Origin of the sequence: Parerythrobacter aurantius (assembly GCF_045291475.1) — a bacterium.
GTDB lineage: Bacteria > Pseudomonadota > Alphaproteobacteria > Sphingomonadales > Sphingomonadaceae > Parerythrobacter > Parerythrobacter aurantius.
On the sequence record NZ_CP147985.1, the window covers coordinates 2,221,743 to 2,244,818 of the forward strand.

General features: G+C 66.0%; 23 protein-coding genes. 15 read left to right on the plus strand and 8 right to left on the minus strand.

Going from position 1 to position 23,076, the window contains the following annotated elements; genetic code table 11:
- Window positions 1-2: 2 nt before the first annotated feature.
- Window positions 3-428, plus strand: a complete 426-nt coding sequence (gene sdhD, locus WAB17_RS11095) for a succinate dehydrogenase, hydrophobic membrane anchor protein (RefSeq protein WP_435417409.1) — start codon at window positions 3-5, stop codon at window positions 426-428.
- Window positions 428-2,251, plus strand: coding sequence for a succinate dehydrogenase flavoprotein subunit (gene sdhA, locus WAB17_RS11100; RefSeq protein ID WP_435417410.1), 1,824 nt, complete (start codon window positions 428-430; stop codon window positions 2,249-2,251). The genes sdhD and sdhA overlap by 1 nt, the downstream gene beginning before the upstream one ends.
- Before the next feature lie 296 nt (window positions 2,252-2,547).
- Here the strand turns inward: sdhA and WAB17_RS11105 are convergent, their stop codons facing one another.
- A complete protein-coding gene (locus tag WAB17_RS11105) occupies window positions 2,548-3,021 on the minus strand; it encodes a hypothetical protein (RefSeq protein WP_435417411.1) in 474 nt (157 codons plus the stop codon).
- A gap of 263 nt (window positions 3,022-3,284) precedes the next feature.
- Here WAB17_RS11105 and WAB17_RS11110 point away from each other — a divergent pair, with 263 nt between their 5' ends.
- Window positions 3,285-3,671 (plus strand): BlaI/MecI/CopY family transcriptional regulator, encoded by a 387-nt coding sequence (locus WAB17_RS11110; protein ID WP_435417412.1) that lies wholly within the window; start codon window positions 3,285-3,287, stop codon window positions 3,669-3,671.
- Window positions 3,668-5,314 (plus strand): M56 family metallopeptidase, encoded by a 1,647-nt coding sequence (locus WAB17_RS11115; protein ID WP_435417413.1) that lies wholly within the window; start codon window positions 3,668-3,670, stop codon window positions 5,312-5,314. Before WAB17_RS11110 ends, WAB17_RS11115 begins: the two co-directional genes overlap by 4 nt.
- A 25-nt stretch (window positions 5,315-5,339) precedes the next feature.
- Here WAB17_RS11115 and ypfJ read toward each other — a convergent pair whose 3' ends face one another.
- A complete protein-coding gene (ypfJ, locus tag WAB17_RS11120) occupies window positions 5,340-6,212 on the minus strand; it encodes a KPN_02809 family neutral zinc metallopeptidase (protein WP_435417414.1) in 873 nt (290 codons plus the stop codon).
- A gap of 114 nt (window positions 6,213-6,326) precedes the next feature.
- Between ypfJ and WAB17_RS11125 the strand changes: the two genes are divergently transcribed.
- The 5 genes from WAB17_RS11125 to WAB17_RS11145 all read left to right on the plus strand — a co-directional run bounded on the left by WAB17_RS11125 (window position 6,327) and on the right by WAB17_RS11145 (window position 11,905).
- Window positions 6,327-7,085, plus strand: a complete 759-nt coding sequence (locus WAB17_RS11125) for a 3-hydroxybutyrate dehydrogenase (protein WP_435417415.1) — start codon at window positions 6,327-6,329, stop codon at window positions 7,083-7,085.
- Between the two features lie 16 nt (window positions 7,086-7,101).
- Window positions 7,102-8,589, plus strand: a complete 1,488-nt coding sequence (locus WAB17_RS11130) for a M28 family peptidase (RefSeq protein WP_435417416.1) — start codon at window positions 7,102-7,104, stop codon at window positions 8,587-8,589.
- A gap of 92 nt (window positions 8,590-8,681) precedes the next feature.
- The gene (guaB, locus tag WAB17_RS11135) at window positions 8,682-10,145 is read left to right on the plus strand and encodes an IMP dehydrogenase (RefSeq protein WP_435417417.1); all 1,464 of its coding nucleotides are present in this window, start codon (window positions 8,682-8,684) and stop codon (window positions 10,143-10,145) included.
- Window positions 10,146-10,148: 3 nt separating this feature from the next.
- A complete protein-coding gene (locus tag WAB17_RS11140) occupies window positions 10,149-11,330 on the plus strand; it encodes an RsmB/NOP family class I SAM-dependent RNA methyltransferase (RefSeq protein ID WP_435417418.1) in 1,182 nt (393 codons plus the stop codon).
- A gap of 71 nt (window positions 11,331-11,401) precedes the next feature.
- Window positions 11,402-11,905: a tetratricopeptide repeat protein gene (locus WAB17_RS11145; protein ID WP_435417419.1), complete on the plus strand. Its 504-nt coding sequence runs from the start codon at window positions 11,402-11,404 to the stop codon at window positions 11,903-11,905.
- Here the strand turns inward: WAB17_RS11145 and WAB17_RS11150 are convergent.
- Both WAB17_RS11150 and WAB17_RS11155 read right to left on the minus strand, forming a co-directional pair.
- Complete coding sequence (locus WAB17_RS11150; protein ID WP_435417420.1) at window positions 11,902-12,378, minus strand: RNA pyrophosphohydrolase; 477 nt, start codon at window positions 12,376-12,378, stop codon at window positions 11,902-11,904. The two genes, WAB17_RS11145 and WAB17_RS11150, sit on opposite strands and share 4 nt — an antisense overlap.
- Entirely contained in the window at window positions 12,375-13,331 is a 957-nt protein-coding gene (locus tag WAB17_RS11155; RefSeq protein ID WP_435417421.1) for an alpha/beta hydrolase, read from the minus strand. The genes WAB17_RS11150 and WAB17_RS11155 overlap by 4 nt, the downstream gene beginning before the upstream one ends.
- A 166-nt stretch (window positions 13,332-13,497) precedes the next feature.
- On the opposite strand from WAB17_RS11155, the gene WAB17_RS11160 reads away from it, so the two are divergent.
- From WAB17_RS11160 to WAB17_RS11170, 3 genes are read left to right on the plus strand one after another with little or no spacing between them, the layout of a single operon-like run.
- Window positions 13,498-15,438: a 2-oxoacid:acceptor oxidoreductase subunit alpha gene (locus WAB17_RS11160; protein WP_435417422.1), complete on the plus strand. Its 1,941-nt coding sequence runs from the start codon at window positions 13,498-13,500 to the stop codon at window positions 15,436-15,438.
- The gene (locus tag WAB17_RS11165; RefSeq protein WP_435417423.1) at window positions 15,435-16,469 is read left to right on the plus strand and encodes a 2-oxoacid:ferredoxin oxidoreductase subunit beta; all 1,035 of its coding nucleotides are present in this window, start codon (window positions 15,435-15,437) and stop codon (window positions 16,467-16,469) included. Before WAB17_RS11160 ends, WAB17_RS11165 begins: the two co-directional genes overlap by 4 nt.
- 12 nt (window positions 16,470-16,481) lie before the next feature.
- Window positions 16,482-17,435, plus strand: coding sequence for a metal-dependent hydrolase (locus WAB17_RS11170; protein WP_435417424.1), 954 nt, complete (start codon window positions 16,482-16,484; stop codon window positions 17,433-17,435).
- 1 nt (window position 17,436) lies between these two features.
- On the opposite strand, the gene WAB17_RS11175 is transcribed toward WAB17_RS11170, so the two are convergent.
- Complete coding sequence (locus WAB17_RS11175) at window positions 17,437-18,027, minus strand: phosphatase PAP2 family protein (RefSeq protein WP_435417425.1); 591 nt, start codon at window positions 18,025-18,027, stop codon at window positions 17,437-17,439.
- Window positions 18,021-18,167, minus strand: coding sequence for a hypothetical protein (locus WAB17_RS11180; protein ID WP_435417426.1), 147 nt, complete (start codon window positions 18,165-18,167; stop codon window positions 18,021-18,023). Before WAB17_RS11180 ends, WAB17_RS11175 begins: the two co-directional genes overlap by 7 nt.
- A gap of 52 nt (window positions 18,168-18,219) precedes the next feature.
- Here WAB17_RS11180 and WAB17_RS11185 point away from each other — a divergent pair, with 52 nt between their 5' ends.
- On the plus strand, window positions 18,220-19,599 hold the full coding sequence (locus WAB17_RS11185; protein WP_435417427.1) for a cryptochrome/photolyase family protein: 1,380 nt from the start codon (window positions 18,220-18,222) through the stop codon (window positions 19,597-19,599).
- Here the strand turns inward: WAB17_RS11185 and WAB17_RS11190 are convergent.
- Window positions 19,596-20,009 carry a hypothetical protein gene (locus WAB17_RS11190; RefSeq protein WP_435417428.1) on the minus strand — a complete coding sequence of 138 codons (414 nt, stop codon included), beginning with the start codon at window positions 20,007-20,009 and terminating at the stop codon, window positions 19,596-19,598. The genes WAB17_RS11185 and WAB17_RS11190 overlap by 4 nt on opposite strands.
- Before the next feature lie 101 nt (window positions 20,010-20,110).
- Here WAB17_RS11190 and WAB17_RS11195 point away from each other — a divergent pair, with 101 nt between their 5' ends.
- Entirely contained in the window at window positions 20,111-21,373 is a 1,263-nt protein-coding gene (locus WAB17_RS11195; RefSeq protein ID WP_435417429.1) for a class I SAM-dependent methyltransferase, read from the plus strand.
- A gap of 23 nt (window positions 21,374-21,396) precedes the next feature.
- Entirely contained in the window at window positions 21,397-22,620 is a 1,224-nt protein-coding gene (locus WAB17_RS11200) for a serine hydrolase domain-containing protein (RefSeq protein WP_435417430.1), read from the plus strand.
- 25 nt (window positions 22,621-22,645) lie between these two features.
- Here the strand turns inward: WAB17_RS11200 and WAB17_RS11205 are convergent, their stop codons facing one another.
- The gene (locus tag WAB17_RS11205; protein WP_435419375.1) at window positions 22,646-22,999 is read right to left on the minus strand and encodes a PilZ domain-containing protein; all 354 of its coding nucleotides are present in this window, start codon (window positions 22,997-22,999) and stop codon (window positions 22,646-22,648) included.
- Window positions 23,000-23,076: the final 77 nt, after the last annotated feature.

Below are 23,076 nucleotides of genomic sequence, written 5' to 3' on the forward strand. Positions count from 1 at the left end.
CCATGGGTAACGGAACCTCCATCGGCCGCGTGCGCGGCCTCGGCTCGGCCCACGCGGGGGCGCATCACTGGTTGGTGCAGCGCTTCACCGCGATCGGGAACCTGATCCTGATGCTGTGGCTGATCGTCAGCTTCGCGTTGCTGCCGGGCTTCGATTACGCGACGATCAAGGGCTGGCTGTCGCAGCCGGTACCGGCAGCCGCCATGGTTCTGCTGATCGTCAGCACCTTCTGGCACGCCCGCCTCGGCCTGCAAGTGCTGGTCGAAGACTACGTCCACGAAGCCGGGACCAAGTTCGGCGTGCTCGCGCTGCTCAACCTTGCGACCATCGGCGGCGGCGTGTTCGGCGTGTTCTGCGTCGCCCGCCTGGCGCTTGCCGCTGCCGCCCCCGAAGCCGCTGCCGCCCTTCCTGCCGGAGCTCCGATGTAATGGCTACTGAATCCAAAGCCGCCCCCGCTTACACCATCATCGACCACACTTACGACGTCGTCGTCGTGGGTGCGGGCGGATCGGGCCTGCGCGCCACCATGGGCGCCGCCGAGGCAGGGCTGAAGACCGCCAACATCACCAAGGTCTTCCCCACGCGTTCGCACACTGTCGCGGCACAGGGCGGGATTGCCGCGTCGCTCGGCAACAACAGCCCCGATCACTGGACCTGGCACATGTACGACACCGTCAAGGGGTCGGACTGGCTGGGCGACCAGGACGCGATCGAATACCTTGCTCGCGAAGCCCCGGCGGCCGTGTACGAGCTGGAGCACGCCGGCGTGCCCTTCAGCCGCAATGACGACGGCACGATCTACCAGCGCCCGTTCGGCGGCCACATGCAGAACATGGGCGAAGGCCCGCCGGTGCAGCGCACCTGCGCCGCCGCCGACCGCACGGGCCACGCCATGCTCCACGCGCTCTACCAGCAGAGCCTGAAGTACGACGCGGACTTCTTCATCGAATATTTCGCGCTCGATCTCATCATGAAGGATGGCAAATGCGTCGGCGTGATGGCGATGTGCCTCGACGACGGCACCATCCACCGCTTCAAGGCGCATGCCGTGGTGCTGGCGACCGGCGGCTATGGCCGGTGCTACTACACCGCGACCAGCGCCCACACCTGCACCGGCGACGGCGGCGGCATGGTGTTGCGCGCCGGGCTCCCGTTGCAGGACATGGAATTTGTCCAGTTCCACCCGACCGGCATCTACGGCGCAGGTGTGCTCATCACCGAAGGCGCGCGCGGCGAGGGCGGGTACCTGACCAACTCGGAAGGCGAGCGGTTCATGGAACGCTATGCCCCATCGGCTAAGGACCTCGCCAGCCGTGACGTCGTCAGCCGCTCGATGGCGCTGGAAATGCGCGAGGGGCGCGGCGTGGGGCCGGATGGCGACCACATCTACCTGCACCTCGACCACATCCCTGCCGAAACGCTGGCACAGCGCCTGCCGGGGATTACCGAGAGCGGCAAGATCTTCGCCGGCGTCGACCTGACCCGCCAGCCGCTGCCCGTCACCCCGACGGTGCATTACAACATGGGCGGCATCCCCTGTAACTATCACGGGCAGGTGGTCACCATCGGCGCGGACGGGAACCCGGATACGGTGGTGCCCGGGCTCTATGCCGTGGGCGAAGCGGCCTGCGTGAGCGTCCATGGCGCGAACCGCCTGGGTTCGAACTCGCTGATCGACCTCGTCGTGTTCGGCCGCGCGACCGGCCTTCACCTCAAGGAAAACCTCAAGGCCGGAACGGCGCATGACCCGCTGCCCGCCGACAGTGCCGAACTGGCGCTGGCCCGCGTCGACCACTTCCGCCACGCCAAGGGCGGAAGCCCCACGGCGCGCATCCGCGAGGAAATGCAGAAGGGCATGCAGAAGCACGCCGCCGTGTTCCGCGACAGCAAGCTGCTGGCCGAAGGCGTCGAACTGCTGGCCAACGTCAACAAGCGGATGGAGGACGTCCACGTCTCCGACCGCTCGTTGATCTGGAACAGCGACCTCATCGAAACGCTCGAGCTCGACAATTTGATGAGCCAGGCCAACGTCACCATCGCCAGCGCCGAGAACCGAAAGGAATCCCGCGGCGCCCACGCGCACGAGGACTTCCCCGAGCGTGACGACAAGGAGTGGATGAAGCACACCGTCGCCTGGTTCGACGGCTGGGGCGGCAAGGGCGGCGCGATGAAGATCGACTACCGCCCGGTCCACGAATACACGCTGACGGACGATATCGAGTACATCAAGCCGAAGAAGCGGGTGTATTGAGATAACTCGTCGCTTGAAGTGCGATAATTTTCCTACATCTCTTCACCCTGCTACCCCCGCGACGGTCTTTCTCATCGTCCGTCGCGGCGAAGCGTAGTCGCAAGAACACGCAGAGCTTTTCCGGCCCTTTCGGCCAGCGCAGCTTGTTGGGTTTTGGTGTGACTTTAGTGTGACCTTCCATGCGGAGAAGGACCGCTTCGGCCCGACATGGCAGGGGCCGGAAGCGACAGCCACCGGCCCCCTTGGATTTCGATCGCCGCGCCGGACATCGGTGGTCCGGCGCGGGGCGGCCAGGTCTACTGACCGCCGTACCACTGGCCAGTGCCGCGCGAATTGCTATCGGAATACCATTCCATCGTCATTGACCCGCGGCGATTGGCGAATTGGCCTTCCTTGCCCTCGATCCCGCCGACGCAGCCGAGCGGCGTGTCAGGCCCTGGCTTGCCGAGGAAATTGCAACCCCATACCACCGACGCAGACCCGGCTGCCTCGCTCGAAGTGCAGGCCATGTGAATGGCAAAGATGCCGCCATCGGGCTGGTCCATTCCCACGCAGCGAACCTTGCCCGTGGTCTTGGTCCCGTCGGCATAGACTGCGGTGTAGGTGCCGTTGACGGTGCCGCCACCATATTGCGGGCCATCGGGTCCGGTCATACCGCCGATGTTCTCGACAGGCTGCCAGACGACATCGAAGGTGAAGCTTTGCGCGATTGCTGCGCCCGGGATGATGCAGGCAGCGGCGGCGAATGCGAAGATGGCTTTCCTGACCATGTTCGTCTCCCTGAAGAGACCGGCGGCCTTTGGAACTGGACGTGGCCGTCCGGTCGTGGAAGCGGCCCTGGGCTGAGAATACCACGGGTTTGGCGTTAAACCTAACGCTCGCCACGGCAGGGGGGGCGAAGGCAATGTTGTGTTGCGAAAACAAGGCTTCATGCCGTTGGTCGACCTGCGGAAGCGGTTGGTGGAGGCATCGCATTTACATTCGTAATCACATCGGTTACAGACGTAGTCGATGCATTGTGGAGGAGCTGCCAGTGCTTGAGTCGCGTCCGGAACCCCCGCAGATCAGCGAAGCCGAATATGCGGTTATGGAAGCCCTGTGGGCACAAAGCCCGCTTACGGCCACGGAAGTGTGCGATGCGGTGTGTGAGACCCGCGACTGGACGCTTGCGACGGTAAAGACGCTGCTGTCGCGCCTTGCGGCGAAGGCGGCGGTGCTGACCGAGCCGGATGGGCGCCGGTTCCTTTATTCGCCTGCCATTGCCCGCGAGGATTACGTCGGGGTCGAAAGCCGTCGTCTGGTCGACCGGCTGTTCGGCGGCCGTGCAGCCTCGCTGGTCGCGCACTTGGCAGAGCAGGAAGCGCTGAGCGAGACCGACATCAGCGAGATCGAGGCCTTGCTGAGGGAGCTCAAGTCATGACCCAGTGGCTGCTCGACACCCTCCTGTGGACCGGCGCGCTGCTCGCCCTCGTCCTCGTCCTGCGCCGGCCGGTGGCGCGAACCTTCGGGCCGCAGGCGGCCTACGCGCTGTGGGTCCTGCCGTTTGCCCGGCTGTTGCTGCCCACCCTTACCCTGCCGGCGTGGATGAACCCGTCGCCGGCAAGCGACACGCCGCTTCCTGCCATCGAGGTAACGGCGTGGACGAGCCCGGCCCTCGATCCGGCGCTCGTCACCGGACCCGCGCCGGCATCTGCCTGGGCGGTCGATCCCGTGGCGGTCGGCATAGCGGCCTGGCTGGCCGGGGCAGCCGTGTTCCTTGTCGTGCGCTTCCGGTCCTACTTCGAACTTCGCCGCGAGCTGCTGGCGGAGGCGCGTGAGGTGGGACGGATCGCCGATGGCAGGCTGGGGGTCATTCGCCTGGTCGAGACCCCGGCCACCGGCACGCCGCTTGCCTTCGGCGTGCTGGACCGGGTTGTCGCCCTGCCGCCGCGATTCCTTGCCCTGGCCGAGCGGCCGATGCGCGACCTCGCGCTGGCGCATGAGCTGGCGCACCATCGCGGGGGGGACCTGATTGCGAATTTCGCCGTGCAGCCGCTGTTCGCGCTGCACTGGTTCAACCCGCTCGGCTGGGTTGGCTGGCGTGCCATGCGGCGCGACCAGGAGGCGGCGTGCGATGCGCGCGTCGTGCGGACTGCGGATGCCGGGCTGCGCGCTACCTACGCGCAGACCATTGCCAGCTTCGCGGCAGGTCCGCCCATGGTCTCGGGACTGGCGCTCGCCGCCCCGATGGCCTGCCCGGTGCTTGGCGACAAGTCGATCATCCATCGTTTGAGGAGCCTCACCATGTCCGATATCTCCGCCCGCCGCCGCTGGGCCGGCCGCTCGCTCTTGCTTGCCGGTGCGCTGGCCCTGCCGCTGACCGCTTCCGTGACCTACGCCGAGGATGCCGACCTCGCTCCCGAGGCACCGGAAGCGCCCGAAGCGCCGCTCGCGCCGTCGGCCCCTGCCGCGCCCGAGGCCCCGGAGGCACCAGAGCCGCCCGAGGCGCCGGAATGGATGCCGGAAGAGGACGGTTCGGTCGTCTACACGACCACGGATGACGATGGTCGCACCGTGGAACGGCGCATCGTCCTGCGGCAGGATACCGCCGGCACGGGCGGCCGCAAGCTTACCGTCCGCACGGTCGACAAGGACGGCAATGTCACTCTCGAGGAACGTATCGTCCCGACATTCTCCTTCGTCGACGAAAGCGGCAGGCGCGTGTCCGAAGCCGAATTCGAACGGCATATGGAAGAGATGATGCGCGCCAAGGAAGCGGAGCTGGAAGCCCTCGGCGAACGGATCGAAAAGGAAATGGAGATGCGTTTCGGCAATCTCGGCGAGAACATTCCCGTGTCCTTCGCCTGCGAAGGCGGGAAGGGCGCGAAGTCGCTCTCGTCGCGCGCCGCGGCCATGGCCGCCTGTGCCGACGCCATGGCGAGCGACGCCCGCAACGTGGCGATCCGGTCGCTCGGCGCGGCGCGCAAGGCGGTGGAGGTCGACCGCAACCTCAGCCCTTCCGAATGCAAGGAAGCGCTCGAGGCGATCGATGCCGAAATCGCCCGGCTGACGGTGGAAATCTGAGCGAAGGGGCGGCCCTGCGCCGCCCCTAGCCTTGCTGGAAATAGCGGTCGCAGACGGTGTCGTCGCCGCTTTGCACTCCGTCGCGCAGGGCCTTCATCCGCTGCTCGCTGGTGCCGTGGGTGAAGGCTTCGGGGTTCACGCGCTGACCGGCGTTGCGCATCAGTGTGTCGTCGCCGATCGAGCTGGCCGCTTTCATCCCTTCCTCGAGGTCGCCCGGTTCGATGAGGTTGCGGTTCTTGCCGGCCCACACGCCGGCATAGCAGTCGGCCTGAAGTTCCATCAGTACCTGCAGCTGGTTGGCCTGGCGCGGGTTCTGCTGCTGCGCGCTGCGCACCTGGTCGGAAATGCCGGTGAGGGTCTGGATGTGGTGCCCGTATTCGTGGGCGATGACATAGAGCCGCGCGAAATCGCCGCCGGTGCCGGACATCTGCGCCAGCTGGTCGTAGAAGCTGGTGTCGATATAGATCGTCTGGTCGGCAGGGCAGTAGAAGGGCCCCGAGGCCGATGTGGCGCCGCCGCATCCGCCGGTCTGGACACGCCCGTCGCGGAACAGGTCGAGCTGCGGATCGCGGAAGGCAACCCCGGCGCGCGCGAAGACCGGTTCCCAGGTCTGGTTGAGCGACGCCAGGGCACCGCAGGCTTCCTGTGCGTATTCGCTGCTCTGGCAGATCTGCTCTTCCGACAGGTCGCCCTGTTGCTGGGTAGCCGGCGCTCCGCCCTGCATTCCGCCGACGACGCCGATCATCTGGCCCGGATCGACCCCGAACACCAGTGCGCCGATGGCAACGATCAGCAGGCCGCCGCAGCCCAGCCCTCCGGCCCCGCCAGGAAAGCCGCCGCCGCCACCGCCGCTCGAACGGACCCTGATGTCAGACGTATTGAACGGATTGAGCCGCATCCCTGATCCCCGATAGCTGCGCTTCTGTGCTTGTGCGTTGTTTGCGCTGGACAGCGACCACTTTGCCCGCAAAACGGCGCATTCGTCCACCGCTTTAACGAAAGGGTCTTGAGCATGTTCCTCGACGGCAAGCGCGCTCTCGTCACCGGCTCGACGTCGGGTATCGGCCTCGCCATAGCCCGCGCGCTGTATGCCGAAGGTGCGGCCGTGATCCTCAACGGGTTCGGCGAGGCTGGCGATATCGCCGCCTTGCAGGACGAGTTGGGCGGCGCTCTGCATTTCGGCACCGACCTGACCGATGTGGCAGCGGTGGAAGAAATGATGGCCCAAGCGGGCCCGATCGATATCCTCGTCAACAATGCCGGCATGCAGCACGTCAGCCCGGTAGAGGAGTTCCCGGTCGACAAGTGGGATCTCATCCTCGCGCTCAATCTCAGCGCGGCATTCCATTGCACCCGGCTGGCAGTGCCGGGCATGAAGGCGAAGGGGTGGGGCCGGATCATCAGCACCGCCAGCGCGCATTCGAAAGTCGCGAGCCCCTTCAAGAGCGCCTACAACGCGGCCAAGCATGGGCTCGACGGCTTTACCAAGACCATCGCGCTCGAACTTGCCGGGCATGGAATCACCGCCAACTGCATCAGTCCGGGCTATGTCTGGACGCCCCTGGTCGAGAACCAGATCCCCGATACGATGAAGGCGCGCGGCCTTACCCGCCAGCAGGTAATCGACGATGTGCTGCTGGTGAAGCAGGCCACCCGCAAGTTCGTCCAGCCCGATGAAATCGCGGCGATCACAGTGTTCCTGTGCCGCGACGAGGCGCAGAACGTGAACGGGGCGAACTGGAGCGTGGATGGCGGCTGGACCGCGGAATAGGAATGGCACCGGGGGCATGAAGGGCATCAGGAACATTGCAGGTGCGTTGATCGCGGGGCTGATCCTGTCGGCCTGTGCCACCGTGCCGGGAGGCCCCCGCGACTACCGGGCCGCGAAGAGCGCCTTGTCGGAACATATCCGCGTGCTGGCAAGCGAAGACTATGGCGGCCGTATGCCGGGGACAGAGGGCGGCGCCAGGACTGAGCAATATCTCGTCGATACCCTCCAGCGCGCCGGGTTCGAGCCCGGGGCGCGAGGGGGAGAATGGCGCCAGCCGGTGGTCCTCGCCCGCTACAGTCCGGGCTCGGCCAGTCTCGGCGTGTTGCGCGACCGGACCAGGGTGGCGCTTACGGGCGACCAGCTGGTCGCTACCGGGCGCGAGGCTTCGTGGAAGGACCTCCCGGCGGAATATGTCCACTTCGGGGAAGGAAACCTACCGGAAGGCGCGCTCAAGGGCAGGGCGGCGGTCATTCCGGCGGCGCGTGTGCGCGAGGCCTTCGGTGCGCTGAGCGGTGCCGCACCCGACGCGATCATCGTGCTCGCAGCCACCCAGGAGGAATTCGACGGGCTCAAACCCGCGCTCGAACGGGGCCGCTGGCAGTTGCGCGACAGCGGCGAGGAAGCGACGCGCCCTGCCTTCGTGCTGGTTGCGCCCGGCGGCTCGGCGCAACTGGCCGAGCTCTGGAAGATTGGGCAGGACAGCGAGGGGCCGATGCGCGTGTCGCAACTTCCGGGCGAGCTTTCCCTCTCGGTGTCTCCGAAAGCCGAGACCATCGAAACCCACAACGTCATCGGCAAGTTGCCGGGCAAGGTTCGCGACAGCGGCGCGGTGATGATCCTCGCCCATTGGGACCATCTCGGCACGTGCGGCCCGGCCGATGCGCCGGATCGCCTGTGCAACGGGGCGGTCGACAATGCCTCTGGAATCGGGGTCATGCTGGAAGTCGCGAAGCGCGTGGCTGCGCAGGGTGGGCTCGATCGCGACCTTTACGTCATGGGCACGACTGCAGAGGAATTGGGATTGCTGGGGGCGGAGGCGTTTGCCGCCGACCCGCCGTTCCCGCTGCCCACGATTGTCGCCGCCTTCAACATGGACACAGTCGCGATCGCTCCTGCCGGTTCGCCCGCAACCGTCGTCGGTTGGGGTCGGACGCCGCTCGATGCGCATATCCGTTCGGTGGTCGAGGCTGCAGGGACGAAGTTTACGGTTCTCGAATCGACGGAACAGTTCGTCCGACGCCAGGACGGTTGGGCCTTGCTCAGCCGGGATGTGCCCACGGTGCTCGTCAGTACCTCTTTCGGGGACGAGAAGGCCTTCAATGCTTTCCTGTCAGGCCCCTACCACGGTGCCGACGACGAATGGCGCGCCGACCTGGAACTGGGCGGGGCAACCGACGACATCTTCCTGCACGTGGCCCTGTTGAAGCACTTCGGCTCGGTCGCACGCTACCAGCCCGGCGCAACGCCTGCTGCCAAATCGGTACCCGGGGATCCCGAAGGGTGACGATCACCCCCTAGCTAAGCCCGGCGTTTCCGGTTACGGGGCGGCGCACGATTCTAGCCGCCTGTTGTGGCGGCCCAGCCGAAAGCCCGCTCGTGCCCATCAGAGACATTCCCCTAGGCCTTACCTTCGACGACGTGCTGCTGCGTCCTGCGGAAAGCGAAGTGCTGCCCTCCATGGCCGACACCCGCACCATGCTGACGCGCGGTATCGCGCTCAACATCCCGGTGATCTCCTCGGCGATGGATACGGTGACAGAGGCGGACATGGCCATCGCCATGGCCCAGCTTGGCGGCATCGGCGTGCTGCACCGTAATCTCGACGTCCCTGAACAGTGCGCCGCGGTGCGCGCGGTCAAGCGCTACGAAAGCGGCATGGTGGTCAACCCCATCACCATCTCGCCCGACGCCACCCTGGGCGAAGCGCAGGCGATCATGCAGCAGAACCGCATCAGCGGTATCCCGGTGACCGACCTCGCCGGCAAGCTGGTCGGTATCCTGACGAACCGCGATGTCCGGTTTGCCGAGAACCCGCTTCAGCCGGTGCGCGAGCTAATGACGACCGAGAACCTCGCCACCGTGCCGCTCGGCACCGGGCAGGACGAGGCGCGGCGGTTGCTCCATGCCCGCCGGATCGAGAAGCTGCTGGTGGTGGATGATGCCGGCAAGTGCGTCGGCCTGATCACGGTCAAGGACATCGAAAAGGCCGTGACCTACCCCGATGCGACCAAGGACGAGACCGGCCGTCTGCGCGTTGCCGCCGCGACGACCGTGGGCGACAAGGGCTTCGAGCGGACCGAGGCGCTGGTCGATGCCGAGGTCGATGTCATCATCATCGATACAGCGCACGGCCACAACAAGGATGTCGCCCGCGCGGTCGAGCGGGCCAAGAAGCTGAGCAACTCGGTCCAGATCGTCGCCGGAAACGTCGCGACGGCCGAGGCGACCCGCGCGCTGATCGATGCCGGGGCCGATGCGGTCAAGGTCGGCATCGGGCCGGGTTCGATCTGCACCACCCGCGTCGTCGCCGGCGTGGGCGTGCCCCAGCTGACCGCGATCATGGAAAGCGCCGAGGAAGCCGCCAAGTCCGGCGTCCCGGTCATCGGCGACGGCGGCCTGCGCACCAGCGGCGATGCGGCCAAGGCTCTGGCGGCAGGCGCGTCGACCGTGATGATCGGTTCGATGCTGGCAGGGACGGAGGAAGCGCCGGGCGAGACCTTCATCTACCAGGGCCGCAGCTACAAGAGCTATCGCGGCATGGGCAGCGTCGGCGCCATGGCGCGCGGCAGCGCCGACCGGTACTTCCAGCAGGATGTCTCGGCGCTGAAGCTGGTGCCCGAAGGGATCGAGGGCCAGGTGCCCTACAAGGGCCCGGCCAAGGACGTGATCCACCAGCTCGTCGGCGGCATCAAGGCGGCTATGGGCTATACCGGCAGCAAGACCATCGAAGATTTGCGCACCAATGCGCAGTTCGTGCGGATCACCGGTGCGGGGCTGGCGGAAAGCCACGTCCATGATGTCGCGATTACGCGAGAGGCACCGAACTATCCGACCCGCTAGATCATGACGCCCGCCGCGCGGGTGCAGGCCGCTATCGAAGTTCTCGACCGCGTGATCGAGGCCGCGCGCAGTGAAGGCGCGCCGGCTGACCGGATCATTGCCGATTGGGCCCGCAGCAATCGCTACGCCGGGAGCAAGGACCGCCGCGCGGTGCGCGAGCTGGTCTATGGAGCAGTCCGGGTATGCAGCGAAGTGCCCGCGAGCGGCCGGGCGGCCATGCTGCGGTTGGCCGATGGCGATGCCGCGCTGCGCGATTGTTTCGACGGGTCGCAATATGGTCCGGCTCTGTTGGCTCAGCATGAGCCGGTCGCTGCGGCAGGCGCGGTGCCGGAATGGCTGGCCGAGGCGCTCACCGCGTCGGAGCTGGCATCCGCCGAACAAGCGGCGCTGATGGGCCGTGCCCCGCTCGATGTGCGGGTGAACACGCTCAAGGCGGACCGCGCGACCATCGCCCTGCCGGAACCGGGTCAGGCGCTGGAGGCGCCACAGGCGATGCGTTTCACTTCGGGGACGGCGGTCGAGCAATGGCCTGCTTACAATGACGGGCTGATCGAGGTGCAGGATCACGGCAGCCAGCTCGCCTGCCTTGCTGCAGCTGTGCAGCCCGGTGAGACGGTCATCGACCTGTGCGCCGGGGCGGGCGGCAAAACGCTGGCACTGGCTGCAGCGATGGAAGGTCGCGGAACCCTGCTGGCCTGCGATACGGACAAGCGGCGCCTCGGCAATCTGCCACCGCGCAGCGCCCGGGCGGGGGCGGGCTTCGTTCAGACACTGCTGCTCGATCCGGGCCGCGAATTGGAGGTGTTGGATAGTTGGCGGGGCACTGCCGACTGCGTCTTCGTCGATGCACCCTGTTCCGGCACCGGCACCTTGCGGCGCCAGCCGGAAGGCAAGTGGCGGCTGACGCCCGAGCGTCTCGGCCGCTTTGCGGCGTTGCAGGATCACGTGCTCGACCTCGCGACCGGCCTGGTGAAGCCGGGTGGACGGCTGGTCTTCGTCACCTGTTCGCTGCTCGATACCGAAGGCGCGGACCGGTTCGCCGCTTTCCTTGTTCGTCATCCCGAATGGCGGTGCGATGATCCGGCGCTGCCGCTCGGCACGCCACGCGGGGGCGGTGTGCGGCTGACCCCCGCACACGACGCGACGGACGGCTTTTTCATCGCCCGCGCAATCTTGCCGTGCTAGACCGGCCCGGTATGGTTGCGTCACCACCGCCCGCCACATCTGCCCCTCGTCCCGGCTGGAAGGATCAAATTATGCGTTTCGCCCCCGTCGCTGCTGCCTTGACCATGTTGCTGGCCGTGCAGTCGAGTGTCGGGTCCGCGAAGGAACAGGCGCCCGATCCCCGCGCCGCACTGCTGATCGCCGATGGCCGTGCCGCGCTGTCCGACGGACAACCGCAAAAGGCGATCGACAGTTTCGAAGCGGCCTTGGCGCTCGATCCGGCATACACGCCTGTCTATCTCGAACTAGCCGAAGCCGCCCGCCGCGAAGGGCTGCAGGGCAAGGCGATCCGGTATTATCGTGAAACGCTCCGCCGCGACCCCGACAACTTCGTGGCGATTGCCGGCGAAGGTGCGGCCCTGGTGGAAAAGGGCGCGGTCGAGAAGGCCAAGATCAACCTGTCCCGGCTGGAATCGCTCTGCGGTTCGGATTGCAACGAAACGCGCCTGCTAGCCACTGCCATCGCGCGCGGTCCGCAACCCAAGGTGCTGCGCGCGGAAGCCGTGATGCCTGAAACCGTCGTATCGCAGAACTAGATGAGGGTGCGGAACGCCTCCAGCACCTTGCGGTAGACCATCCGTTTGAACGGGACGATCATGTCGGGCAGGTCCTCCGGCTCGGCCCATTTCCAGACCGAGAATTCCTGGTGGTCGTCCGCCGCGATGTCGATGGCGTCGTCATCGGCGGTAAGCCGGGCGAGGAACCAGACCTGCTGCTGCCCGCGATACTTGCCGCGCCAGATCTTGCCGACAAGCTCTTCTGGCAGGTCGTAGCGGACGGGTTCCTCCATCCGGCTAATGATGCTGACGTGTTCGGGCAGCAGGCCCGTTTCCTCGCGCAGTTCGCGTAGCGCGGCGTCGACCGGATCCTCGCCCTTGTCGATCCCGCCTTGCGGCATCTGCCAGGCGTCGCTGTCCGGATTGTCGATCCGCTGGCCGACGAAGACCTTGCCTTCGGTATTGACCAGCATCACGCCCACGCAGGGGCGGTATGGCAGATCGCTGTTCATGCCCCGCCATGCCTCGCCAGCAGGAGCTTCATCGCCGTGAAGACGTTCTCCAGGTCGGCCTGGTAGCTGGGTACTGCTGCACGCAGGTTGGTGAAGCTGTGGGTGCCGCCGTGCACTTCGATGAAGATATGATCGACGCCTGCAAGGCTCAGCGCTGCCCCATAATCGCGACCGGAATCGCGGATCGGGTCGAGGCTGGCGGTGACGAGCACGGTCGGCGGAGTGCCCTCGTGCACTGCGTGGATCGGCATGGCGCGCCAATCGCTCTTGTCGGGTTGGTAGGCGGCTTCGAAGAACTCCATCGCCTGCCGCGTCAGCACATAACCCTCGGCGAAATCGACCACGCTTTTCGACGTGGCCCAGTCGCTGGCGAGCGGGAAGATCGGCACCTGCAGCACCACCGGCACCGCCGCCGCCTCGCGCATCAGCGCCTGGGTCACGACGATGGCGGCATTGCCCCCGGCGCTGTCGCCGATGGGGATGAGCCCGGTTGCCCCGCGGCCCAATTCCGCCGGCGAACCGGCCACCCAGCGGGTTGCCGCCACGCAATCCTCGATCGCGGCGGGGAAGGGCGCCTCGGGCGCGCAGCGATAGTCGACCGCCACCACCGGCAAGTCCATCTGGAAGGCGATTTCGGTGCAGAGATTGTGGTGGGTATCGAGGTCCCCGATAACGAAGCCGCCGCCGTGGTAGAACACGATTACCGCCCCCAGATCGCGGCGCTCGCGCGCATCGTAGAGCCGCAGCGGTATATCGCCCGCCGGTCCGGGGAACGAGAGGTTGCGGATGACCGCCAGCTCGCGGGCCGGCCGGTCGGCCATGTCGTGGAGCGCCTGGTAGCCTGCCCGCGCGTCGGCCAGGGAAAGTTCAGTGATCGCCGGGCCGCCCGCAGCCGCCAGCAAGTCGAGAAATCCGCGCACATCCGGACGAACAAAAGGTGTGTGGTCGGTCAACACGATTCTCCCCTTGCCAGAGGGGATAGCGCGCAGGCCGGCGCTGTCCACTTTCCCGGTAGTAAGTGGCACAGAAAAACTTGATTGCGGCCCCTGATCGGCGCACCTAGTTCGCCAGCCTCACGAGACAGCGGCGAACCGGAAAAAGCGCCGAAAAGGAATCCATATGGCCACGCAGGCGGCGGATCGCCCCCAATCTTCCAAGACCCCCGAAGCAGTCGTCGTCCGGTTCGCCGGCGACAGCGGTGACGGGATGCAGCTGACCGGCGGGCAGTTTACCCTGTCGAGCGCGCTTTCGGGCAACGACTTCGCGACCTTCCCCGACTTCCCGGCGGAAATCCGCGCGCCGCAGGGCACGCTGTTCGGGGTCTCGGCCTTCCAGATCAATTTCGGCGCGACCGACATCGACACCGCAGGCGATGCGCCCGACGTGCTCGTCGCCATGAATCCGGCGGCGCTCAAGACCAACCTGCCGTCGCTCAAGCCGGGCGGGCTGGTGATCGTCGACGAGGGCGAATTCGGCAAGCGCAACCTCGAAAAGGCCAAGTACGAGAGCAACCCGCTCGATGACGATACGCTGGCCAAGTACGACGTGCTGCGGCTCGACATTTCGGCGCGCACGGTGGAGGCGGTGAAGCCCTTCGGCCTCGGCAACAAGGAAGCGCTGCGCTGCAAGAACATGTGGACGCTGGGCCTCGCCATGTGGATGTTCGACCGCGACCGCGCGCCGATCCACGATTGGCTCAAGGCCAAGTTCAAGTCGAAGCCCGAACTCGCCGACGCCAACATCGCCGCCCTCGATGCGGGCCATGCCTATGGCGAGACGGCGGAACTCGCCGGGCCGCTGCGGCAGGTCCATGTCGATCCCGTGCCGACCGCGCCGGGCCTCTATCGCACGCTGACGGGGGCGGAGGGCATTGCGCTAGGCCTCGTCGCGGGTGCGCGCCTGCTGCGCCTGCCGATGTTCTTCGGCGGCTATCCGATCACCCCGGCCTCGGCGATCCTGCACCACCTTGTGCGGATGAAGGAATTCAACGTCACCACGTTCCAGGCGGAAGACGAGATCGCCGCGATCTGCGCCGCCATCGGGGCGAGCTATGCCGGTTCGCTCGGTGTAACCTCGTCGTCCGGCCCGGGCATCGCGTTGAAGACCGAGGCCATTGGTCTCGGCATCATGACCGAGCTGCCGCTGGTGATTGTCAATTCGCAGCGCGGCGGCCCGTCCACCGGCCTGCCGACAAAGACCGAGCAGAGTGACCTCTACCAGGCGGTCTATGGCCGCAACGGCGATGCGCCGATGCCGGTGATCGCCGCGCGCAGCCCTGCCGACAGCTTTGAATGCGCGATCGAGGCCTGCCGCATCGCGGTGCAGTACATGACCCCGGTCATGCTGCTGACCGATGGCTACATCGCCAATGCGGCCGAGCCGTGGAAGGTGCCCGACCCCGAGGCGTTCGAGCGCTTCCCCGCGCAATTCCTCGAGGAAGCCAACGGTCCCGACGGGCAACTGCTGCCCTACAAGCGCGACGAGAAGGGCGCCCGCCCGTGGATCAAGCCCGGCACCCCCGGCCTGATGCACCGCATCGGCGGGATCGAGAAGGCGGTCGACACCGGCCACATCGACTATTCGCCCGCCAACCACCAGGCGATGACCGACGCGCGCAAGGCTAAGATCGAAGGCATCTGCGTGCGCGACCAGCAGGTCAGCGTCGGGACCAAGGGCGGCAAACTGGCGGTTGTCGGCTGGGGTTCGACCTATGGCCCGATCCACCAGGCGGTGAACCGCGCGCGGCGCAAGGGGCTGGACGCCAGCCATATCCACCTGCGCCACATCTGGCCGCTCCCCGCCAACCTCGGCGAGCTGCTCAAGAGCTATGACAAGGTTCTGGTGCCCGAAATGAACACCGGCCAATTGAAGACCCTGTTGCGCGACCAGTACCTGATCGACGCCCAGCCGTTGACGAAGACCAGCGGCCAGCCGTTCCAGATCGCCGAGCTGGAAGCGGCCATCGCAACCTATTTCGACGGCATTCCGGGGAATGCAGGCGGGACGGAACTGCCGCCCAACGAACAGCAACTGCCCAATCCGGTGGGAGTCGAGAAATGAACGAGATGACCACGATCACCACCACGCTCAAAGACTGGGAAACCGACCAGGAAGTCCGCTGGTGCCCTGGGTGCGGGGATTATGCGATCCTGAAAGCGGTGCAGCGCACGCTGCCGGCGCTGGGCGCGGACCCCAAGAACACCGTGTTCATCAGCGGCATCGGCTGTTCGAGCCGTTTTCCCTATTACGTCGAGAGCTACGGCTTCCACACCATCCACGGCCGCGCGCCGGCGGTGGCGACGGGGGTGAAGCTGGCCAATCCGGATCTCGACGTGTGGGTCGTCACCGGCGACGGCGACGGGATGAGCATCGGCGGCAACCACACGATGCACATCCTGCGGCGCAACCTGAACTGCCAGATCCTGCTGTTCAACAACGAGATCTACGGCCTGACCAAGGGCCAGGCCTCGCCCACCAGCCGCCTCGGCACGCGTTCGCCGACGACGCCGGCCGGCAGCTATGATCGCCCGGCCAAGGCCTGCGCCTTCGCCATCGGCGCAGGTGCGCGTTTCGTGGCGCGCGGGTTCGACGTGTCGAAGAAGCTGCCCGAAGTGCTCGAGGCCGCTTATCGCCACAAGGGTGCGGCTTTCGTCGAGATTTTCCAGAACTGCATCGTATACAACAAGGACGTGTTCGATGGCTTCGCCGCGCCCAAGGGGGCGGAGGACCACCAGCTATGGCTGGAGGACGGGCAGCCGATGCTGTTCGCCAACGGCACCAAGGGCATCACGCTCGATCACAACACGCTGCAACTGGCGATTGTCGACGTGGTGGATGGAGACTGGGAGGCGGCGGGCGTGATCGTCCACAACGTCAAGAACCGCTCGATTGCGCATATGCTCGTCGAAATCCCGTTCCCAGAGTTCCCCAAGGCGCTCGGCGTGCTCTACGACGACCCGCGTCCGAGCTTCGAAGGCGAAGTCATGGACGAAAAGGCGCGCATGAGCGAGGGCAAGGAACCCAATCTCGCCGCGCTGCTGGGCAAGGGGCAGAGCTGGACCGTTAACGACGAGGAAGGGCATCCGGCCTAGGTTGCGCCGCACGTGGACAACCTGACCCATAGCCTTGTCGGCGCGCTGATCGGGCAGGCGGGGCTCAAGCGAAAGACGGGGCTGGCCATGCCGGCGCTGATCATCGGGGCGAACCTGCCCGATGTCGATGCGGCGTGTTTCTTCTGGCTGGAGGGGCTGGAGCATCTCGGCTTCCGCCGCGGGATCACCCATGGCCCGCCCGCGCTGGTGCTGCTGCCCTTGGTGCTGGCGGGGCTGCTCTATGGCTTCGACCGCTGGCAGGCCAGGCGCGGGACGCGGCCGGAGGGGCGGCTGCCGGTCAGTTTCAAATGGCTGTTCCTGCTCAGCTTCATCGGCTGCCTGACCCACCCTGCGCTGGACTGGCTCAATGTCTACGGCATCCGCCTGCTGGAGCCGTTCTCGAGCCAGTGGTTCTATGGCGACACGCTGTTCATCATCGACGTGTGGCTATGGGCACTGATGGGCTTTGCGGTGTGGTTCTCGCTTCGCCGGGAGAAGCGGGGCGGGGAGTGGAAAAAGCCCGCGCGCTGGGCGATGGCAATGGCACTCGCCTACATCGGCGTGAACGCGGGTATTACCCACACTCATGAACGCATGACCGATCTCAACGCTGCCGGGTCGACCATCGCCAGTCCCGTTCCGCTCGCGTTCTGGAAGCGCGAGCTCATCATTCCGCTGGAGAACGGGGTCTACCGCGTGATCCCGAACTACGCCGGTCCGACCTCGGAACGCGTCGCGACGCAATTACTGGGCGATGCCGAGCTTTCCTATTTTTGCGATCTCGGCAGGCTTGCTGCGGTCAATTCGGAAGCAACGGCCTTCCTGTTCTGGTCGCGCACACCGTATCTGGAGCGGGCGGTCAACGGATCCGTGATTCTACGAGACGCACGTTTCACCGACCCACGGGTGGGCGACCGGTTCTCGCTCGCGCTGCCCGGTGTGCGATGCGGCCCGCAAGGCAGGTAAGCTAGTCGGCGGTGCTGTCCGCCGCCGCCTTGGCCGGGGCATAGAGCAGCGCGGCGGCAAGGAACGCCCAGCCTGCGCCGCCGAGCCAGCCTGCGATCACGTCGCTGGGGAAATGCACGCCCAGCAGCACCCGGCTCCAGGCGACCATGGCGCTCACCAGCATGGCTGCGAGGATGACCGTGTAGCGGACCGAATGCCTGCGGCTGAGCGCGGCGAAGGCGAGCGCGATGGCAATATAGACCACGGCCGAATTGAAGCTGTGGCCGCTCGGGAAGCTCTCGCCGCCGGCCTCCATCAGGTGCGGCACGATCTGCGGCCGCTCGCGCCCGACCAGGCTCTTGACCGCGGTGTTGACGATCCAGCCCAGCGATACCGTCAGGAACAGCAGCACCGCCTCGCGCCGCAGCTTGAGGAACAGGAGCGCGATCACGGCAGCGACGGCAAACAGGTTGCGCAGGAACACGCCCCCAAGCGCGGTCACATCGCGCACGATCTCCAGCATCAGCGCCGTCCCGGCAAATTCGCGCCCCTCGCCGGTGCGCGCGGCGAGCAGGCCCGGCTCGTCCAGCCAGCCTGCGCGGTCGGTCAGCACCAGCCACACCAAATTGCGAACCCGGCCCAGCAGGCCATCGCCACCGCCAATGCCTTGCGCCGGTCGATGCCGAAGCCCCGCCGGGGCAGGACCAGGGTCTCGCTGGCAATATGGTCGGTCGGGGTGGCAAGAGTGTCCATCGTGCTGGAACCCGCCGCGCGGCGCGGTGTTCCATGACCGAGGGGGTATCCGATGTCGAAACCGCAAATCGTCTGGCTGAGGCGCGACCTGCGCATGGAGGACAATCCGGCGCTCTACCACGCGGCGCAAGCGGGACCGGTGGTGGCGGTCTATGTCCTCGACGACGATCGCGCCAAGGGCCACGCTTACGGCGGGGCGTCGCGCTGGTGGCTGCACCATTCGCTGGAAAGCCTGAGCAAGAGCTTGGGCAAGCGCCACGCCCGTATCATCCTTCGGCGCGGCGATGCGGTGGAGGAGCTGTGCAAGGTAGCGCAGGAGGTCGGGTCGGAAACGGTCCACGCCAACCGCCACTTCGAGCCGTGGTGGCGCAAGGCCCAGAGCGAACTGAAGGACAGGCTCGACCTGCAGCTCTACGATGGCAACTACCTGCTCCCGCCCGGTGCAGTGACGACCGGGTCAGGCACGCCCTACAAGATCTACACGCCCTTCTCGAAAGCGACACTCGAACAGCTCCCGCCGCGCGACCAGCTGCCGGAGCCGGAGACGCTCTCCTCGCCCGGAAACTGGCCCGCCAGCGACGCCCTCGAGGATTGGAACCTGCTTCCGACCAGGCCCGACTGGGCAAGCGGAATGCGCGATTTCTGGACCGTGGGTGAGCACGCGGCACACGAACGCCTTGCCTGGTGGGCGGACCACGTCATTGGCTATGACGAGGGCCGGAATTTCCCCTCGGTCGACGAGACCAGCCAGCTTTCGCCGCACCTCCATTTCGGCGAGATTTCTCCGGTGCAGGTCTGGCATGCGCTCAAGGAAAAGCGCTCGGCCGGCTGGAAGACCTACGAGAAGGAACTGATCTGGCGCGACTTTGCCCAGAACGTGATCTGCCAGTTCCCTTCATATGCCACCGAAAGCTATCGCGGCGAATTTGACAAGCTCGCATGGCGCGACCACACGGGCGAGGCCGCCGCCGACCTCGAGGCATGGCAACAGGGGCGCACCGGCTACCCCATCGTCGACGCCGGAATGCGGCAGCTGTGGCAAACGGGCTGGATGCACAACCGTGTCCGGATGATCGCCGCGAGCTTCCTCATCAAGCACCTGCTGATCGACTGGCGGGTGGGCGAGAAGTGGTTCTGGGATACGCTGGTGGATGCCGACTACGCCAGCAACGCCACCAACTGGCAGTGGGTGGCGGGCAGCGGGGTCGACAGCAACATGTTCGTCCGCATCATGGCCCCGCTGACGCAGAGCGAGAAGTTCGACGCAGCGGGCTATATCCGCACCTATGTGCCGGAACTGAAGCACCTGCCCGACAGCGAAATCCACGATCCGCCGCAAGGGCGGCGCGGGCGCTATCCCGACATGATCGTTGGCCACAAGGAAGGCCGCGAGCGGGCGCTGGCGGCTTATCGGGCAGCCAAGTCCGGCTAGTCCCCGAGCCGCGATACCAGCAACCGGTCAGCCGCAATCTTGCCGACTATCGGCAGAATGATTGCACCGGCTACCATCCACCACGGGTGCGGAAACATCTGTGTGGTGTAGAGGCCCCCTAGTACCAGAACGCCGGTCACGACCCATCCCGGGCGGATACTCCGGCCGATCCAGGTCGCAACAACGTTTCCGGCAAGAGCGCCGACGAACCAGGCCAGCATGACCGAAATCTTGGCGCCCAGCGGGATGGCGGCCATCAGCCGCGCCTGGTCTTCCGGATTGGTGACGTCGATTCCGGCAGGCGGCGGAAACACCGCATGCCCGACCATCTCGACCACGCCGACAGCCAGCATCGCAACCAGCATTCCGGCCAGAGTTGCGGCAACGCCTCGCACAACAGGATTCTGCATCACCCCGTCCTCCCCTCGTCGACATACCATCGCCCTTGCCGCGGGTATAGTCGGACGGCCCGCTCTTGCCGCCACTCCCCCTGCGCGGCATAGCATGCGGGATGAATGCTGAAAGCGGCACGCGCGGGAGAGGATTGCTGGAGGGCGCGGCGCGGTTCGAACGTGCGCCGGGCCTGCTGGCACGGTGCCTCGCGCCCGGCTTTTCCAAGGTGCTCGACCAGATCGACCGGGGGCTGGTGCGAGGTTCCATCACCGGTCATCTGCCGGATGGCTCCGTCAGGCTGCTCGGCGGGCGGCAATCGGGCTTCGATGCCGTGATTCATCTGAAGAGCTGGCGCGCACTCTTGCGGCTGGCGACCAACGGCTCGGTCGGCTGGTACCAGGCCTGGGAAGCGGGCGAATGGGACAGTCCCGATCTCGTCAAGGTGTTTGCAGTGTTCGGCCAGAACGCGCAGGCGCTCGGCAGTGCCGGGCGCGCGAAGGGTTTCTGGCGATTTGCCCTCAAGCATGCGCATTGGCTCAACCGCAACACCAAGGCCGGTTCGCAGCGCAACATTCAGGCGCATTACGACCTCGGCAACGATTTTTACGCCGCCTGGCTCGGCAGGACCATGACCTACTCGAGCGCGATGTTCGGGCCCGACCCGGCCATGCCGCTAGACACGGCGCAGCGTGCCAAGATCGCCGCCTTGCTGGATCGCACCGGCATACGGGAAGGACAGAGGCTGCTGGAAATCGGTTGCGGCTGGGGCACGCTGGCAGAAGCGGCTGCGGAACGCGGGGCGCTGGTCGATGCAATCAGCCTTTCGGACCAGCAACTCGCATGGGCGCGCAAGCAGGCAAGCGAGCGCGTGCGGTTCCTCAAGCAGGATTATCGCGACACCGGGGTCGATCAGGGCGGCCAGTACGATGCCGTTGCCAGTTGCGAAATGGTCGAAGCGCTCGGGCGCGAATACTGGCCGACATTCATGGACTGCGTCGCCCGCAATCTGAAGCCGGGCGGGAAGGCAGCGATCCAGTATATCTCGATCCGCGACGAGTTGTTCGATGCCTATGCCGCCAGCGCTGATTTCATTCAGGCCTATATCTTCCCCGGCGGCTTGCTCATCCGGACATCGGAGTTCCGGCGATTGGCCGAGGAACGCGGCCTCGCATGGCGCGACCAGTTCGATTTCGGGGTCGACTATGCCGAAACGCTGAAGGCCTGGCGCGAGGAATTCGACAGGGCCGCGCACAGGGGCGAACTGCCGGCCGGCTTCGACGAACGTTTTCAGCGGCTATGGCGGTACTACCTGCAATATTGCGAGGGCGGCTTCCGCTGCGGCAGCATCGATGTGCACCAAGTCACGCTGGTGAAGGAATAGCACAAGGCGGGGAGGAGCTGGTGATGCTGAAATGGGTTCTGGGTGGCTTGGCGACAGTCGGTGTCGTGGCGGGAGTGGGCTATGCCTCGCTGGACAAGGATCAGCGCGCGCTGATTGCGGCCATGCCGACGGACCGCAACGTGCTGTTCTGGTCGGTGGATCAACGCGATGCCGCCTTCCGGGCCATGGATGCCCTGCCGATCCTCGCCGAAACGCGCACCATCGCGGCAGGCAACAAACCCTATCCGCTCCCGGCAGGCCTGCCATTGCAGATAGACATGGATGTTGCTGCCTACATGAAGGCGCAACGCACGTCGGCGCTGGTGATCGTGCTGGATGGCAAGGTAGTGCTTGAGGAATACGGGCTCGGCTTCGCCCCGGAAGGCAAATGGACCAGTTTCTCGGTCGCAAAAAGCCTCACCTCGACACTGGTCGGCGCGGCTATCCGGGACGGTGCGATCGAAAGCATCGACGATCCGGTGACTAAGTATATCGCCGGGCTGAAAGGCTCCGCCTACGACAATGTGTCGGTGGAGCAATTGCTCACCATGACTTCGGGCGTGAAATGGAACGAGGATTACACCGACCCCAACTCCGATGTCGCCCGGTTCAACGAGCATAAGGCCGAGGAAGGGCTGGATGTTACCGTCAGCTACATGCGCAAACTGCCACGCGAGGCACCGGCCGGCGAGAAATGGGTCTACAAGACCGGAGAGACCAACCTGATCGGAGTGCTGGTGAGCGAGGCCACCGGCAAGACGTTGTCGGAGTATCTGTCGGAGAAGATCTGGAAGCCCTTCGGCATGCAGCAGGATGCGACATGGCTATTGGGGTCGACCGGGCATGAAATCGCCGGTTGCTGCATCCAGGCGGCAACGCGCGACATGGCGCGGTTTGGCCTGTTCGTGATGGGCGGAGGCATGGCGGGCGGCGAGCAGGTGGTGCCCGATGACTGGTTTGGCGCCGCCACGGTCAGGCAGGCGGACATCGGGGCGCCGGGCAAGGGCTATGGCTACCAGTGGTGGACCTACGACAGCGGTGCCTTTGCCGCACAGGGCATTTTCGGCCAGGGAATCTTCATCGATCCGGCACGCAAGCTGGTGATCGCGTCCAATTCCAACTGGCCGACCGCGACAGGCGATGCGGTCGGGTCGCAGCGAGAGGAGTTCTACAGGGCCGTACAGGCAGCCGTGGACAAGCGCGGTCCGCCCATCATGACCTCGCCAGCCGCATCTGCGGGAAGCTAGCCCGCGCGGCGCGGGCCTCGTCAGCTCAGGCGAGGGGACGGTAGTACATCCCGCCGCGGCCCGTGTATCGGGTCAGGATGTCGTCATGCACGATCGGGCTGAGCAGGTCGGCAAAGGCGCATCCCACGATGCAATTGTCCCACCAGACGACGTGCGCCATCTGCGATTCGAGACCGGGGAGGGTCAGCCACACCACCTGGCCTTCGTGCATCCGGTTGATGGCGGCGGCACTGAACCCCGAAATCGAGAGGTCGTGCACCACCGTCTGGAAACGGCGGCCGCCCGAAGCCCGCATCTGCGCGGGTATCGAAAGCTTCGTGCGTGGTGCGCAGCGATCTTCCTGCGCGGCGAGGCTGTAACGATCTTCGATGGCATACATGGCGATCATTCTCGTTCTTGCCGCACGCCCCGGCGCGCGCGGTCCATACGGAATGCACCTCACTGTTTACCCGGAGG

Bases quoted from the DNA above. Each gene is read 5' to 3' on its own strand.
- WAB17_RS11130 (WP_435417416.1), top strand. From the start codon at position 7,102: ATGAAGGGCATCAGGAACATTGCAGGTGCGTTGATCGCGGGGCTGATC.
- ypfJ (WP_435417414.1), bottom strand. From the start codon at position 6,212: ATGCGGCTCAATCCGTTCAATACGTCTGACATCAGGGTCCGTTCGAGC.
- sdhD (WP_435417409.1), top strand. From the start codon at position 3: ATGGGTAACGGAACCTCCATCGGCCGCGTGCGCGGCCTCGGCTCGGCC.
- WAB17_RS11190 (WP_435417428.1), bottom strand. From the start codon at position 20,009: ATGCAGAATCCTGTTGTGCGAGGCGTTGCCGCAACTCTGGCCGGAATG.
- sdhA (WP_435417410.1), top strand. From the start codon at position 428: ATGGCTACTGAATCCAAAGCCGCCCCCGCTTACACCATCATCGACCAC.
- WAB17_RS11195 (WP_435417429.1), top strand. From the start codon at position 20,111: ATGAATGCTGAAAGCGGCACGCGCGGGAGAGGATTGCTGGAGGGCGCG.
- WAB17_RS11105 (WP_435417411.1), bottom strand. From the start codon at position 3,021: ATGGTCAGGAAAGCCATCTTCGCATTCGCCGCCGCTGCCTGCATCATC.
- WAB17_RS11125 (WP_435417415.1), top strand. From the start codon at position 6,327: ATGTTCCTCGACGGCAAGCGCGCTCTCGTCACCGGCTCGACGTCGGGT.
- WAB17_RS11200 (WP_435417430.1), top strand. From the start codon at position 21,397: ATGCTGAAATGGGTTCTGGGTGGCTTGGCGACAGTCGGTGTCGTGGCG.
- WAB17_RS11150 (WP_435417420.1), bottom strand. From the start codon at position 12,378: ATGAACAGCGATCTGCCATACCGCCCCTGCGTGGGCGTGATGCTGGTC.
- WAB17_RS11145 (WP_435417419.1), top strand. From the start codon at position 11,402: ATGCGTTTCGCCCCCGTCGCTGCTGCCTTGACCATGTTGCTGGCCGTG.
- WAB17_RS11115 (WP_435417413.1), top strand. From the start codon at position 3,668: ATGACCCAGTGGCTGCTCGACACCCTCCTGTGGACCGGCGCGCTGCTC.
- WAB17_RS11165 (WP_435417423.1), top strand. From the start codon at position 15,435: ATGAACGAGATGACCACGATCACCACCACGCTCAAAGACTGGGAAACC.
- WAB17_RS11180 (WP_435417426.1), bottom strand. From the start codon at position 18,167: ATGGACACTCTTGCCACCCCGACCGACCATATTGCCAGCGAGACCCTG.
- WAB17_RS11205 (WP_435419375.1), bottom strand. From the start codon at position 22,999: ATGTATGCCATCGAAGATCGTTACAGCCTCGCCGCGCAGGAAGATCGC.
- WAB17_RS11185 (WP_435417427.1), top strand. From the start codon at position 18,220: ATGTCGAAACCGCAAATCGTCTGGCTGAGGCGCGACCTGCGCATGGAG.
- WAB17_RS11140 (WP_435417418.1), top strand. From the start codon at position 10,149: ATGACGCCCGCCGCGCGGGTGCAGGCCGCTATCGAAGTTCTCGACCGC.
- WAB17_RS11160 (WP_435417422.1), top strand. From the start codon at position 13,498: ATGGCCACGCAGGCGGCGGATCGCCCCCAATCTTCCAAGACCCCCGAA.